Source organism: Azomonas macrocytogenes (assembly GCF_014191985.1).
GTDB lineage: Bacteria > Pseudomonadota > Gammaproteobacteria > Pseudomonadales > Pseudomonadaceae > Azomonas > Azomonas macrocytogenes.
This window is the reverse complement of the sequence record NZ_JACHXI010000002.1, coordinates 91,334-105,152: the sequence shown is the minus strand read 5'-3', so window position 1 is coordinate 105,152 and position 13,819 is coordinate 91,334. Positions and strand designations below refer to the sequence as shown.

Here is a 13,819-nt window from a genome sequence, read left to right as displayed (position 1 = left end):
AACACACAGTATCTTTGGGGTTAAATCATGGAAACGCTGAAATTTGGTAAGGTCGCTCTGTTGGCTCTTGCCCTGGCCGTGGCAGCCGGCTGTTCTTCGAAAGGCGGCGATGCTTCCGGGGAAGGTGCAACGGATGGCAGCAACCTGGGTGTCGATCCGAATGCCGGTTACGGCTCCGGCTCCGGTTCGGGTGCAGGCGGTAGTGGCGGTCTCGATAGCAGCCTGGGTGGTGAAGAAGCCGCCCTGCGAGCCATTACCTCGTTCTACTTTGAATACGACAGTTCCGATCTCAAGCCCGAAGCCATGCGTGCATTGGATGTGCATGCCCGCGATCTGAGAGCCAATGGCGCTCGTGTCGTGCTGGAAGGCCATACCGACGAGCGCGGTACGCGTGAGTACAACATGGCTCTTGGCGAGCGTCGTGCCAAGGCCGTCCAGCGCTATCTGGTGCTGCAAGGCGTATCGCCTGCTCAACTGGAACTGGTGTCCTACGGTGAAGAGCGTCCGGCTGCCTTCGGTAACGATGAGCAAGCCTGGGCCCAGAATCGTCGTGTCGAACTACACAAGTAATTGATCATGCAAAAGCGCCGTCTTGCTCCAGCTCTTGTGGCAGCGATCTCTTGTCTGGCAAACGCACAGGCACCGATTATGGACAGCAGCCGACCCCAGCAAAGTGGGGGAACTGGCTATTCATCCGGATCGACGCAAGGAACAAGCGGCGCTTATGCAGGTAGTGCCAATACTCCATCTTCTGCGCAAGGCATGCTATTCATGCAGTTGCAGCAGATGCAGGATGAAATCACGCAACTGCGTGGCATGCTCGAAGAACAGCAGAATCAAATCCAGCAACTCAAGCGCGAGGGGTTGGAGCGTTATCAAGAGCTTGATCGACGTCTGAGTACACCTATGCCCAGCTCGGGTCAGGCGCCGTCAGGCGCGATTGATGCCAATGGAGCCTCTCAGGCTCCCATCAGTCATCAGCCGCAGCAGGCAGCTGGCGCTCTGGCTAGTGATCCAGCGAAAGAAAAAATCTATTATGAGGCGGCTTTCGACCTGATCAAGGCGAAGGATTTCGACAAGGCCAGCCAGGCATTCGGTGCTTTTCTCAACAAGTATCCCAACAGCCAATATGCTGGGAACGCACAATACTGGCTGGGCGAAGTGAACCTGGCCAAAGGTGATCTGCAAGGGGCAGGGCAGGCTTTTGCCAAAGTCAGTCAGGTTTACCCGAACCATCCCAAGGTGCCTGATTCCCTTTATAAACTGGCAGATATCGAGCAGCGGCTCGGTAATGCCGAAAAGGCCAAGGGTATTCTTCGTCAGGTCGTCGCCCAATATCCCAATACCTCTGCTGCTCAGTTGGCGCAGAGACAGCTAGGGCACTGAGTCCTCATTGACTGACCCTGTATTTCGGGTTTTCGGTTAGAATTCCCGCCTTTCCCGCAACGGAGGCGGATGGCCTGTCCCGCTGTCACGCCCGTGGCTAACCATGCAAGAAACCCTGCGTATTACCGAAGTTTTTTATTCTTTGCAGGGGGAAACACGAACCATCGGCCTGCCGACGGTATTCGTGCGCCTCACCGGCTGTCCCCTGCGTTGCCAATATTGCGATACGACCTATGCCTTCGGCGGCGGTCAGGTCAGATCTATCGACAATATTCTAACGTGCGTGGCTGGCTATCGGCCGCGTTATGTGTGTGTGACCGGAGGCGAGCCATTGGCCCAGCCGAACTGTCTGCCCTTGCTTACACGCCTGTGCGATGCCGGGTATGAAGTTTCTCTGGAAACCAGCGGAGCCCTGGATATATCCAGGGTTGATTCGCGAGTGAGCCGGGTCGTCGATCTGAAGACGCCCGGTTCTGCCGAAGCGTCGCGCAACCGCTACGAGAACCTCGATCACCTTACTGACAACGATCAGGTCAAGTTCGTCATTTGTTCGCGTGAAGACTATGACTGGGCTGTCCTGAAGATGAGCGAATTTCATCTCAGTGATCGAGTCGGCGAAATTCTGTTTTCCCCCAGCCATGGGCAGGTCGATTCGCGTCAGCTGGCCGACTGGATCGTGGCAGACAATCTGCCGGTACGTTTTCAATTGCAATTGCATAAGTTGCTGTGGCGAGACGAACCCGGGCGGTGACGACAAGCCCATCGATATCTGTTGAGGCTTCGGAGACTTTCAATGAAGGGTAAAAAAGCGATTGTCCTGCTATCCGGAGGACTTGATTCCGCAACTGTGTTGGCGATGGCGCAGGCTGATGATTATGCCTGCCATACCTTGAGCTTCGATTATGGGCAACGACACCGAGTGGAGTTGCAGGCTGCCGAGCGAATCGCCCGGCAAATGGGCGTGATCGAGCACAAGGTGATTGGTCTGGCCCTGGATGGCATTGGTGGCTCTGCCCTTACCGATACTGGAATTTCCGTTCCCGAAGAGCCTACCGAAGGTATTCCGGTGACCTATGTGCCCGCGCGGAATACGGTGTTTCTTGCACTTGCCCTGGGCTGGGCAGAAGTAGTGGGTGCACAGGATATTTTTATCGGCGTGAATGCCGTGGATTATTCTGGTTACCCGGATTGTCGTCCTGAGTTCATCGCTGCCTTCGAGCAACTGGCGAACCTGGCGACCAAGGCTGGTGTGGAAGGAAATGAATTCAAGGTGCAGGCTCCCCTGCAGAGCATGAGCAAAGCGCAGATCATTCGGGCAGGATCAGTACTCGGCGTCGACTATGGGCTGACAGTTTCCTGTTACCAGGCCGACAATAAGGGTAGGGCATGCGGCAAATGCGACAGCTGTCGCTTGCGGGCCGCCGGTTTCGTTGAGGCGGGACTGGTCGATCCAACCCGATATTCGTGATTTTTTTGTCTTAAAGGTTGATTTGCTCAATCAAATCAGTATCATGCGTCCCCGTTCAGGGTCGTTAGCTCAGTTGGTAGAGCAGTTGGCTTTTAACCAATTGGTCGTAGGTTCGAATCCTACACGACCCACCAGTATTATCATCGAAGCCGGAAGACATCAGTGTCTTCCGGCTTTTTCGTTTGGGCTTTTATTGATGTTTTGGCGCTAGATGTTGCCATTTGTCGTTATCTGTTGCTATCAGATACGAAAGCCCCAATACGACCTATGTCTGAGCAACGAAGTAACCACTAGCATCTAGTCTGTAGTTAGACTGTAGTCCTTCCTACAACAGTAGCCTCGAGGCCCTCTATGAGTTCTGATCGCATTCGGCTTGCTTCCCTGCAGAGTAAAGTGGTGAGCGCCGCAGAAGCTGCATCCCTGATCAAAGATGGTATGACTGTCGGCATGAGTGGTTTTACGCGTGCGGGGGAGGCGAAAGCCGTGCCGCTGGCGTTGGTCGAGCAAGCCAAGACCAATCCGCTGAAGATCACTTTGGTTACCGGTGCGAGCCTCGGCAACGATATCGACAAGAAGCTTACTGAAGTCGGTGCCCTGGCTCGTCGCATGCCGTTCCAGGTTGATAATACTTTGCGCAAGGCGATCAACGAAGGCAAGGTGATGTTCACCGATCAGCACCTCTCGGAAACCGTCGAGCAGATGCGCAACTATCAGATTCCCAGGCCTGACATCGCAGTGATCGAGGCTGTCGCTATCACCGAAAAAGGGCATATCGTGCCGACGACTTCGGTGGGCAACTCGGCCAGCTTCGTGCAATTCGCCAAGCAGGTCATTGTTGAAATCAATACCACGCTCAGCCCTGATCTGGAGGGGTTGCACGATATCTATATTCCGGAAGAGCGCCCGAATCGCACGCCGGTCAAGTTGGTACGTCCTGAAGACCGTATCGGTACCACCGCCATCGAGGTCGATCCCTCGAAGATCGTCGCCATTGTTTTCAGCGATCTGTCGGATTCGCCTTCCAATGTGCAGCCGCCGGATGACGAAACCCAGGCGATCGCCGACCACCTGATCGACTTCCTGAAGAAGGAAGTGACGGACGGTCGTCTGCCCAACAGCCTGCGCCCTTTGCAGGTCGGTATCGGTACTATTGCTAATGCCGTGACCAGTGGCTTGATCAAATCGCCTTTCACCGATTTGGTCCAGTATTCGGAAGTCTTGCAGGACTCCACCTTCGAATTGCTCGATGCGGGCAAGCTGAAATTCGCTTCAGCCAGTTCCATCACCGTGTCGGCTGCTTGTGGTGAGCGGGTTTTCGGCAACATCAATGAATACAAGGACCGTCTGGTGTTGCGTCCGCAGGAGATCTCCAACCTTCCGGAGATCGTCCGGCGCCTCGGCACCATCAGTATCAATACTGCGCTGGAGTTCGATATCTACGGTAACGTGAACTCGACTCATGTAAACGGCAGCAAGATGATGAACGGCATCGGTGGTTCCGGCGACTTCGCCCGTAACGCACACATCGCCGTCTTCGTGACCAAATCCACCGCCAAGAATGATGCTATCTCCAGCGTGGTGCCCATGGTCAGTCACGTCGACCATACCGGTCATGATGCGGATGTTCTGGTAACCGAGCAGGGCCTGGCCGACCTGCGTGGCCTGGCGCCACGGGAGCGTGCCCGTGCAATCATCGATAATTGTGTACATCCCGCCTATCGCGACGCACTGAATGCCTATTTCGAGGCAGCCAGTGCCAAGGGGGGACAGACCCCGCACATACTGAAGGAAGCCCTGAGCTGGCATATCAATCTGGAAGAGCACGGTACCATGCTGCCCAGGTGATGCCTGAAGTTTGCTGGCGCTGATTGCCGGTAAGCGTTCTCGAACAAGGGGGATCGGAGATATAGGCCGATCCCCCTTGTGTTTTTCAGTTCTTTGCGTTTTTGGAGCCATCCTGGCTGTACTGTCCATTGGTAGCTTCCGGGCAGCCTGCTGTTTTCGGTCAGTGTTATAATTTGTTCTCGTGCAATATCGCATGCAGGCTCGCGAAAGATGACGCAGATACCCGAACGCATACTGGTCCAGGCACACTTGGATGCCCGACAGTCGCATAGCTTGACCCCTGAGCAGCAAGCTCATCTGCAAGAGGAGGTTGCGGCTGAGTTGAAGCGGCAGAATGCCGTTCTGGTGGCGCATTACTATACGGACCCGATTATCCAGGCTCTTGCCGAAAGCACCGGCGGTTGTGTTGCCGATTCGCTGGAAATGGCCCGTTTCGGCAGTAATCATCCGGCACAGACCCTGGTGGTGGCCGGAGTGCGTTTCATGGGTGAGACGGCCAAGATCCTGAGTCCTGAAAAACGCATCCTGATGCCGACGCTCGAAGCGACTTGTTCTCTCGATCTGGGGTGCCCCGTCGAAGACTTTTCAAGTTTCTGCGACGCGCATCCGGAGCGCACCGTCGTCGTCTATGCCAATACTTCCGCCGCGGTCAAGGCGCGTGCGGATTGGGTGGTGACTTCCAGTTGTGCGCTGGAGATCGTCGAGAGTCTGATGGATAACGGCGAGAAGCTTATCTGGGCGCCGGACAAGCATCTTGGCCGCTATGTCCAGAAAGAGACCGGCGCCGATATGCTGCTATGGGAGGGTGCCTGTATCGTCCATGAAGAATTCAAGTCGAAACAGCTGGCGGACATGAAGTCTGTCTATCCGGATGCGGCAATCCTGGTACATCCTGAGTCGCCGGAATCGGTGATCGAGCTGGCCGATGCGGTGGGTTCGACCAGCCAGTTGATCAAGGCTGCGCAGACTCTGCCGAATTCGACCTTCATCGTGGCTACCGATCGAGGCATTTTCTACAAGATGCAGCAACTCTGTCCGGACAAGCAGTTCATCGAGGCACCGACAGCTGGTAATGGCGCTTCCTGCAGAAGCTGTGCCCATTGCCCCTGGATGGCGATGAATACGCTGGAGCGAGTTTTGGAGTGCCTGCGCAAGGGTAGCAACGAAGTCTCCGTCGATCCGGCACTTATCCCGCGAGCCATCAAGCCGCTCGAGCGTATGCTGAAGTTCACCAGCGAAGCTCGCCTGGCCGTTACTGGCAATGCCTGATCGGTGAGGGAGTTTCACTTTACTTCGGCCCATGGCTGGCAGTTGTGAAAGCCGCTAGAAGGTCGCAGGCTGGACGAAAAACTATCCGTGCAATCTTCCCTGAGCTCAGGCTCCTGAGCTTGTTTTGTCTGGTGTCGCGTCAACCGATCTTAACGGGTTTCTTGCAAGCACTTCAGGTTGGCCAGATCCTGGCGAATACTGTCGAGCCTGGCCGCCAGATGCTGGTGTTGGCCTGCGTCGCTCAGGGTATGGAGATCGAACGCCAGATCGATTCCTGCCTGCTCGTTACGCTCATGAATTACCCGATAGGCCGGGCTCCAGGAGGAGTCTGGCGTTTGCAGTAGCCGAGCGATCTGTTGCGGGAACTCTGGGCTCCGGCGCTTGCTCAGCGTAGCGAGCAGCGTCTTGTCCCATTGCGCCCGGCTGGCTACCCAGCGGCTATTCTGGTCGCCCAGAGTGCGTGACCATTGCAGGATGCGTTGCCGCTGCGCCTTGTTGAGGTCGCCGAGCCAATCTTCCAGACGATCTTCCATACGCTCGGCTCGTTTGGCGATCTGTTTGTTCAACGGTGGTTCGACGAACTCTTCGATTCGTTCTTGCTGCTTATCGTGCAACGCCTTACCCAGTTCCTCGACCTGTTTGTCGCTCAGGCTTTGCAGTAGCGTAACCATAGAGGGCGTGATTTCCTCCGCGATGCTGGTGGCGGCTGCCTTGGCCTCGTCGTAGCGTCGTTGCAGTGAGGCGTGGGTGACCGGTTCTGTCTGCAGTTTTTTCAACGAGTCCAGATACAGTGGCAACTGGGTTGTACAGTGCCAAGCCAGATGCTTTTGCAAGCGCGCCTTGAATTCACGCTTCTGGCTATCGGTCATGTCCACATAATCCAGGGCCGACCAGTAAATGAGGGTATCGAGGTTGCGATAAATCAGGGTGATCCGGCTGCATGAGGCAAGCAGGAGCATGGTGAGCAGCAGGTAGACGCCTGCTTTGCCGGTGAATGCTTTTCTGTTGCGCATGCAGGTTTCTCTATGGCATGGAGTGCTGATTTAGAGTTTCGTTACAGCAAAAGAACTCGCCTTTCCGGACGGATTGGGGGGATATATCGCTTGTGATTTGACGACTCTTTGGGGAGCTTCAGCAGGGTCGTTACACTTCGTCCTTTCTCCTTCGAGTACGGATCAGTTTCGTCTTGCGGCTCACCGGGGCGCAATTGAATCCGAACGGAAATGGCCATGACCCTGAACAATCCAATTTTTATTACCTTCAGCCTCTATATCCTGGGAATGATTCTGATCGGCTTCTGGGCCTGGCGTGCCACACGGGATTTTTCCGACTACATTCTTGGCGGGCGCAGTCTCGGCAGTCTGGTTACCGCCTTGTCGGCAGGCGCCTCGGATATGAGTGGCTGGTTGCTGATGGGCTTGCCAGGCGCGATCTTCGTGGCGGGGCTGGCGGAAAGTTGGATCGCTATCGGCCTGATCATCGGCGCCTGGGTCAATTGGTTGGTCGTGGCCGGGCGCCTGCGCGTGCATACCGAACACAATCACAATGCATTGACTCTGCCAGACTATTTTGCACATCGCTTTGAAGATCGCAGTCGCCTGCTGCGCATTTTTTCCGCCTTGGTGATTCTGGTGTTCTTCACCATTTATTGCGCATCCGGCGTAGTGGCAGGTGCGCGGCTGTTCGAGTCCACCTTCGATATGCCGTATGGCATTGCACTGTGGGTGGGTGCAGCGGCGACGATTTTCTACGTATTCATTGGCGGTTTTCTGGCCGTGAGCTGGACCGATACGGTACAGGCCAGTCTGATGATCCTGGCGCTGCTGCTTACACCCGTGTTCGTCGTTCTTGCGCTGGGCGATCCTGGCGCTGCCCTGCATATCATCGAGGCACAGGATGCCTCGCGGCTGGATATGTTCAAGAATCTTTCCTTTGTGGGGATCGTTTCTCTGCTGGGCTGGGGCCTGGGTTACTTTGGTCAGCCGCATATCCTGGTGCGCTTCATGGCTGCCGATTCACTGAAAAGCATCCCGAACGCTCGCCGCATCGGTATGACCTGGATGATTCTCTGCCTCGGCGGTGCCGTGGCGACGGGCTTCTTTGGCATCGCCTATTTTGCTGAACATCCCGAGCTGGCCGGTCCGGTCAGTCAGAACGGCGAGCGGGTTTTTCTGGAGCTGACTCGGATTCTCTTCAACCCCTGGATCGCCGGGCTGATCCTCTCCGGCGTGCTGGCGGCGGTGATGAGTACGCTTAGCGCGCAATTGCTGGTCAGCTCCAGCGCACTGACCCAGGATTTCTACAAGGTTTTCCTGCGCCCGCATGCTGCGCAGCGAGAACTGGTCTGGGTCGGTCGTACCATGGTTCTGCTGATCGCACTGATTGCCATCGGGATTGCCGCCAACCCCGACAGTCGTGTGCTCGGTCTGGTTTCCTATGCGTGGGCCGGTTTTGGCGCTGCTTTCGGTCCCGTGGTGTTGATCTCGCTTGTGTGGCAGCGCATGACCCGCAACGGCGCGTTGGCTGGCATGCTGGTCGGTGCCGTAACGGTCGTGGTCTGGAAGTCATTCATCGGGTTGGGACTATACGAGATCATTCCGGGGTTTGCGCTGGCCAGTCTGGCAATTCTGGGGGTGAGTCTATTGGATAAAGCACCGCCGGCTGCGGTCCAGCAGTGTTTCGAGGCTGCGAATCGGGAATTTCGAGCAGGCTGATTCAACCAGGCTTGTCATGCTTATCGATCCTCCACCACGCCGGTAACAACTGCCGGATTCGCGCTTGAGCAAACCGATCATCGATCAAATGAATCACCCCTCGATCCTGCTGGGTACGAATCACTCGACCGGCCGCCTGGATGACTTTCTGCAAGCCCGGATAGAGGTAGGTGTAGTCATAGCCGGCGCTGAAGATTTTTTGCATGCGCTGGCGCATTTCCTCGTTCACCGGGTTGATCTGAGGTAGTCCGAGGGTAGCGATGAAGGCACCGATCAGACGCTCGCCCGGCAGGTCGATGCCTTCGGCGAAAGCGCCGCCGAGTACAGCGAAGCCGATACCCTGGCCACCGGCGACGAAGCGCGCGAGAAAGTCCGTGCGGTCGTTTTCCTGCATGGCGCGGGTTTGGGTCCAGTACGCAATCTCTGGAGAACGCTCGGTGAATACCGCCAGCACCTGCTGCAGATACTCGAAGCTGCTGAAGAAGGCCAGGTAATTGCCGGGGCGCTCGTGGTACTGGGCGGCCATCAATTGTGCGATGGGTTGCAGCGAGGCGGCGCGATCCGGGTAGCGGGTGGAAATCCGCCGGGCGATATGCACCGCGAGCTGATCGGCCTGGAATGGCGAATCCACTTCCAGGTGAATGGTGTTTGGCGGCAGGCCCAGGGTATCGCGGTAGAAATTCCAGGGTTTCAAGGTAGCGGAAAACAGCACGCAGGAACGCGCCGAGGTGAAACGTGGGGCGAGAAAGGGCGCGGGAAGCACATTGCGCAAGCAGAGCAGCGAGCGTGGTGTACGGCCGGATTTGTGTTCCGATAGCAGCGTCCGGTCGAACAAGGAATGCGGGCCGAATGATTCGGCCATGCGGCCGAACTGCAGGGCGTCGAAGTAGCGGCCCTGCAAATCGGCGCCCAGCCCGAGCGGATGCTCGTTGAGGTATTGGTTGATCGCCGCAATGGCCTGTTGCAGGGCGAGGAGCAGCGTGTCCGGCAATTCGGCGTCTACCTGGTAGAGCGTCTTCTGTTCACGATTCAACGCATTCCACTGGCGCTGGATGCGCGCCAGTGATTGCTTCAGTGGCTCCGGCGCTGTGTGGCGTATTTCGGCAAAGTGGCGCTGATCCAGCCCGGCGCTGTACATGCCGCGGGCACGTTCCAGCAGGTTGTGCGCTTCGTCCACCAGCACGCCGATGCGCCATTGGTTGGCTTGCGTCAAACCATGGAGCAGGCCGTTCTGGTCGAAATAGTAGTTGTAGTCACCGACTGTCACATCGGCCCAGCGCGCCATTTCCTGGCTCAGGTAGTAGGGGCAGATGCGGTGGGCGAGGGCGATATCGCGCAGTGCCATTTGGTTGAGCAGATTGTGTCGCGCGGCTTGTTCCCGGGCCCCCGGTAGGTGGTCGTAGAAGCCCAGGGCCAGTGGACAGGAGTCACCATGGCAGGCCTTGTCCGGGTATTCGCAGGCTTTGTCCCGCGCTACCAGTTCCAGCACTCGCAAAGCCGGGCAATCGAGCAGGTACAGCGTATCCAGCGCCAGTTGTCGGCCGGAAGTCTTGGCGGCGAGGAAGAACAGTTTGTCCAGGCGTTGGCCGGGCATGGCTTTCAACTGCGGAAACAGCGTCGCCAGGGTCTTGCCGATTCCGGTAGGTGCTTGTACCAGCAGATGCGTACCGGTACAGGCCGCTTTGTACACGGCTTCGGCCAGTTGGTGCTGGCCCTGGCGGAATTCGCCATAAGGAAAGCGCAGCGTGGCCAGGGCCTGGTCGCGTTCGGTGCGATGCTGCAGTTCCTGTTCGGCCCAGGCGAGAAAGGCTTGGCAGCAGGTTTCGAAAAATCGCCGTAAATCCTCGGCGGTGTGGGTCTCGACAAGCAGCGTCTCGCGTTGCGCAACAATGTCGAAATACACCAGTGCCAGTTCGATCTCGGCCAACTTGCGTGTCTGGCATAGTAGCCAGCCATAGAGCTTCGCCTGGGCCCAGTGCAGATGACGGTGATTGGTCGGCTGGCGGGTCAGGTCGCCGCGATGAGTCTTGATCTCCTCCAGTCGGTTGCGCGTGGGATCGTAGCCATCGGCACGGCCACATACCTGCAGATCCAGGTACTGGCCTGTGAGCGGGATTTCCTTTTCGTAGCCGTCGCCGCGTCGAGAGGCGATCAAGACATGCCCGGCGATACCTTCCTGGGCAGTGGGCGAGGGCGTGAAGCGCAGATCCAGATCACCCTGTTTGGCGGTGAATTCGCAGAGTGCGCGGACCGCGATCCGGTAGTTCAAGCGGGTTCGCCTGCCCAGCGCACCTGACAGACCGCAACTGGCAGGCCATGGCGACTGGCATGCTCGAACCAGCGACGTTGGTTGTCCTGCAGGCGGTCGCCGGGGCCTTTCACTTCGATCATGCGGTAGCGGCGTTCGGCTGGCCAGAACTGGATCAGGTCCGGCAGGCCGCAGCGGTTGTTCGGCACGTCGTGCAGCAGGCGTTCGAAACAGATCTTCAGGTGTGTAGTTGGCAGGCAGGCCAGGGCCAGCTCCAATAAAGCTTCATCCATCAATCCCCAGTAGACGAAAGGCGAAAGCAAGCCATGCTTGTCGCGCCAGGTTCGACGAATACGCTCGGCATGGCTGCCATCATCCAGAGCTCGCAGACAGTTGGCGAACAATTCGGCGCGGCGACTGAAGAAATCCGGGCGCCGCAGGTCCGCCGGCCCGGCATGAAACGGATGGAAGAAGGCGCCGGGTAGCGGGGCGAAGATCGCCTCCCAGCAGAGCAGGCCGAACAGCGAGTTGAGCAAGCCGTTTTCCACATAGTGTACCGGTGCGTCCGGTTGGCTCAGGTGTTCGAGCGCGGCCCATTCCACACGGGTGCCAGCAGCAGGCCGGGACAACATCAGTTCGATGGTTTCCAGTGGCGTGCCTGTTCGGCGGGCTGGAGGTGGTAGGCCGAGAGTTCGCTGCAGGCGCGGCAGAATGCGTTGCAGTTGTTGCGCCTCGGTTTCGTTTTCCGGTTCGGCATCGGCCTGCCGGGCCAGGTCCAGCGCAGCCTGTAGCTGACCGCTGCGTTCCAGCACCCGAATGGCGCGAATTCGCGCGCCAGGGTAGCGGTGGCTGACATGGATGCACAGCGCCTGGTCGAGTTCGCCATCACGTTCGAGTTGTTGGCCGATGCGCAGCAGCAGTTTGCCGCGCCGGCCTTCCAGCCAGGCGCTGGAGTAGGCTTGCCGGGGAATGTCATTCAGCAAGGCGGCAAGTGATTCGCCGGCCTCGAAGCGTTCGCGGCAGGCATGCAGGTGCAGGTAATCATCCACGTCCCGGCGGCTCTGGAAAGCCCGTGAGGTCGGCGAGAAGGCCACCTGTTCGTAGCGATAGATGCCGAGGTCGGCGAGGACGAATTCGCTCCAGTCCTGGCGCAGATTACCGAAGAACAGCAGTCGCAGGCGCTGGCACAGTGCGTCGATACGCAGCTCGTAGATCGTTTCGCCATGCGCCGGACACCACTCGGCAAACGGGCGCGATGCATCCTGCAAATGTTGCAGGGCTGCCAGCAGTTCGGTTTTTTTCGTCGCGGCTTTGCGTAAGGGTGATGGGATTTCGTCCAGCGCTCGAATGAGTTCGCTCTTGGTCAGCAGCTTGAACAGTTGCTGCAGGTCGAGCTGTGGTGCAACGCCGATCCAGCCTTCTGCCAGCAGCGGGCTGGCTGCTGCTTGCGGGCAACCGATTTCCGTGTAGCTCAGGCGGCTGGCACGAAATAGCGTGCCTTTGCGCATCACCATGCGTACCAGCAAGGCCTGGGCGTTCTGCGGCAGTTGTGGAAAGCGATCGAGCAGGGTGCGCTCGGCATCTTCCAGCAAGTCCCCGTGGTGCTCGCCGATCCAGGCCAGCACCTGGCGGAAGTTGTCGAGATAGTAGAAGGGATTATCCAGGGTCTGGCGCATCAAACATTCGTATCGCGAAAGAGCGGGTTCGTTCCGGCTGGTGATTTATACAGTTAGGCTGGCGCTTGGCAATGTTCGTTCGATCAATGGCGAAAGATGACTTGCCGAAAGGGCGGTTCAGCTCCTGATGGCGGCACTGACGCCCTCCAGTGTGGCGAACGAGGTGTCCTTGGCGGTCAGCAGGAAGTCGCGCATGAAAGGCGCATCGAGCATGTCCTCGCGAATGGCGGCATACAGCGTGGCGAACAGGCCTTTTTCGCCCAGTCGCTTGGCCGTGACGTAGCCTCGGGCGCTGTATTCATGCAGCGCCCAGTTGGGCAGGCAGCATACGCCACGTCCGGATGCCACCAGTTGCATCATCATCACTGTCAGTTCAGACGTGCGCACCTGGGCCGGCTCCACGTCGGCTGGCTCCAGAAAACGCGTGAAGATATCCAGTCGATCCCGTTCCACGGGATAGGTAATCAGGGTTTCGTTGAGCAGATCCTCGGGCTTGACAGCGGTACGGGACGCCAAGGGATGCTGGTTGGCCATGGCCAGCAACGCTTCGTAGGTGAACAGCGGCACGTAGGCAATACCCGGCAGTTCGATCGGATCGGCCGTCACCACCAGATCCAGGTCGCCGCGCGCCAGGGCCGGCAATGGCGCAAAGGAAAACCCCGACGCCAGGTCCAGTTCCACCTCGGGCCAGGCATCGCGGAACTGATCGATGGTCGGCATGAGCCATTGGAAGCAACTGTGGCACTCGATGGACATATGCAGGCGCCCGGCGGTGCCACCGGCGAATCGCGCCATGTCGCGCTCTGCGCTGCGCAACTGCGGCAGCAGGGTATCGGCCAGTTGCAGCAGGCGCAGCCCGGCGCTGGTGAAGCGTACCGGTTTGGTCTTGCGCACGAACAGTTGCAGGCCGAGACGCTCCTCCAGTTCCTTGAACTGATGAGACAGCGCCGACTGGGTTAGATGGAGTCGTTCTGCGGCTTCGACGAGGCTGCCGGTTTCCCGTAGAGCATGAAGCGTCTTCAGGTGACGAATTTCCAGCATGCATGGCTCCGGGATAGCTGATCTGGACGCTAGTTTGTTGCAGGGGGTGAAGGCTGTCGAGAGAGGCAGTTGTCATAGACTGCAGAATGGGGTCAATGATTGAGTATGAGGGTTTTTGATAATCAAATAGAAATACTTGAGTTTGTTTCATTGAACGGTTGTGCGGAGAATC

At 57.8% G+C, this 13,819-nt stretch carries 11 protein-coding genes and 1 tRNA gene; 8 read left to right on the top strand and 4 right to left on the bottom strand.

Annotation, left to right across the window (positions count from 1 at the left end):
- Nucleotides 1-27: 27 nt before the first annotated feature.
- The 7 genes from pal (at nucleotide 28) to nadA (ending at nucleotide 5,968) form a co-directional block, all read left to right on the top strand.
- On the top strand, nucleotides 28-570 hold the full coding sequence (pal, locus tag FHR87_RS02970) for a peptidoglycan-associated lipoprotein Pal (protein ID WP_183165236.1): 543 nt from the start codon (nucleotides 28-30) through the stop codon (nucleotides 568-570).
- Nucleotides 571-576: 6 nt separating this feature from the next.
- Complete coding sequence (gene ybgF, locus FHR87_RS02965; RefSeq protein ID WP_183165235.1) at nucleotides 577-1,386, top strand: tol-pal system protein YbgF; 810 nt, start codon at nucleotides 577-579, stop codon at nucleotides 1,384-1,386.
- 103 nt (nucleotides 1,387-1,489) lie between these two features.
- Nucleotides 1,490-2,137 (top strand): 7-carboxy-7-deazaguanine synthase QueE, encoded by a 648-nt coding sequence (gene queE, locus FHR87_RS02960; protein ID WP_183165234.1) that lies wholly within the window; start codon nucleotides 1,490-1,492, stop codon nucleotides 2,135-2,137.
- Nucleotides 2,138-2,179: 42 nt separating this feature from the next.
- Complete coding sequence (gene queC, locus FHR87_RS02955; RefSeq protein WP_183165233.1) at nucleotides 2,180-2,854, top strand: 7-cyano-7-deazaguanine synthase QueC; 675 nt, start codon at nucleotides 2,180-2,182, stop codon at nucleotides 2,852-2,854.
- Nucleotides 2,855-2,912: 58 nt separating this feature from the next.
- Nucleotides 2,913-2,988 (top strand) — tRNA-Lys (locus tag FHR87_RS02950).
- Between the two features lie 217 nt (nucleotides 2,989-3,205).
- Entirely contained in the window at nucleotides 3,206-4,699 is a 1,494-nt protein-coding gene (locus FHR87_RS02945) for an acetyl-CoA hydrolase/transferase family protein (protein ID WP_183165232.1), read from the top strand.
- Between the two features lie 210 nt (nucleotides 4,700-4,909).
- On the top strand, nucleotides 4,910-5,968 hold the full coding sequence (gene nadA / locus FHR87_RS02940; RefSeq protein WP_183165231.1) for a quinolinate synthase NadA: 1,059 nt from the start codon (nucleotides 4,910-4,912) through the stop codon (nucleotides 5,966-5,968).
- 149 nt (nucleotides 5,969-6,117) lie between these two features.
- Here nadA and FHR87_RS02935 read toward each other — a convergent pair whose 3' ends face one another.
- Nucleotides 6,118-6,981, bottom strand: coding sequence for a DUF6279 family lipoprotein (locus tag FHR87_RS02935; RefSeq protein ID WP_183165230.1), 864 nt, complete (start codon nucleotides 6,979-6,981; stop codon nucleotides 6,118-6,120).
- 216 nt (nucleotides 6,982-7,197) lie between these two features.
- Here FHR87_RS02935 and putP point away from each other — a divergent pair, with 216 nt between their 5' ends.
- Nucleotides 7,198-8,682 carry a sodium/proline symporter PutP gene (gene putP, locus FHR87_RS02930; RefSeq protein ID WP_183165229.1) on the top strand — a complete coding sequence of 495 codons (1,485 nt, stop codon included), beginning with the start codon at nucleotides 7,198-7,200 and terminating at the stop codon, nucleotides 8,680-8,682.
- Nucleotide 8,683: 1 nt separating this feature from the next.
- Here the strand turns inward: putP and FHR87_RS02925 are convergent, their stop codons facing one another.
- The 3 genes from FHR87_RS02925 to metR form a co-directional block, all read right to left on the bottom strand.
- A complete protein-coding gene (locus FHR87_RS02925; RefSeq protein ID WP_183165228.1) occupies nucleotides 8,684-10,951 on the bottom strand; it encodes an ATP-dependent DNA helicase in 2,268 nt (755 codons plus the stop codon).
- Complete coding sequence (locus tag FHR87_RS02920) at nucleotides 10,948-12,606, bottom strand: VRR-NUC domain-containing protein (protein WP_183165227.1); 1,659 nt, start codon at nucleotides 12,604-12,606, stop codon at nucleotides 10,948-10,950. Before FHR87_RS02920 ends, FHR87_RS02925 begins: the two co-directional genes overlap by 4 nt.
- Before the next feature lie 117 nt (nucleotides 12,607-12,723).
- Nucleotides 12,724-13,647 (bottom strand): transcriptional regulator MetR, encoded by a 924-nt coding sequence (metR, locus tag FHR87_RS02915; RefSeq protein ID WP_183165226.1) that lies wholly within the window; start codon nucleotides 13,645-13,647, stop codon nucleotides 12,724-12,726.
- Nucleotides 13,648-13,819: the final 172 nt, after the last annotated feature.

What these genes read in the sequence shown, in the direction of transcription:
- pal (WP_183165236.1), top strand. Translation starts at nt 28, where the DNA reads ATGGAAACGCTGAAATTTGGTAAGGTCGCTCTGTTGGCTCTTGCCCTG.
- ybgF (WP_183165235.1), top strand. Translation starts at nt 577, where the DNA reads ATGCAAAAGCGCCGTCTTGCTCCAGCTCTTGTGGCAGCGATCTCTTGT.
- queE (WP_183165234.1), top strand. Translation starts at nt 1,490, where the DNA reads ATGCAAGAAACCCTGCGTATTACCGAAGTTTTTTATTCTTTGCAGGGG.
- queC (WP_183165233.1), top strand. Translation starts at nt 2,180, where the DNA reads ATGAAGGGTAAAAAAGCGATTGTCCTGCTATCCGGAGGACTTGATTCC.
- FHR87_RS02945 (WP_183165232.1), top strand. Translation starts at nt 3,206, where the DNA reads ATGAGTTCTGATCGCATTCGGCTTGCTTCCCTGCAGAGTAAAGTGGTG.
- nadA (WP_183165231.1), top strand. Translation starts at nt 4,910, where the DNA reads ATGACGCAGATACCCGAACGCATACTGGTCCAGGCACACTTGGATGCC.
- FHR87_RS02935 (WP_183165230.1), bottom strand. Translation starts at nt 6,981, where the DNA reads ATGCGCAACAGAAAAGCATTCACCGGCAAAGCAGGCGTCTACCTGCTG.
- putP (WP_183165229.1), top strand. Translation starts at nt 7,198, where the DNA reads ATGACCCTGAACAATCCAATTTTTATTACCTTCAGCCTCTATATCCTG.
- FHR87_RS02920 (WP_183165227.1), bottom strand. Translation starts at nt 12,606, where the DNA reads ATGCGCCAGACCCTGGATAATCCCTTCTACTATCTCGACAACTTCCGC.
- metR (WP_183165226.1), bottom strand. Translation starts at nt 13,647, where the DNA reads ATGCTGGAAATTCGTCACCTGAAGACGCTTCATGCTCTACGGGAAACC.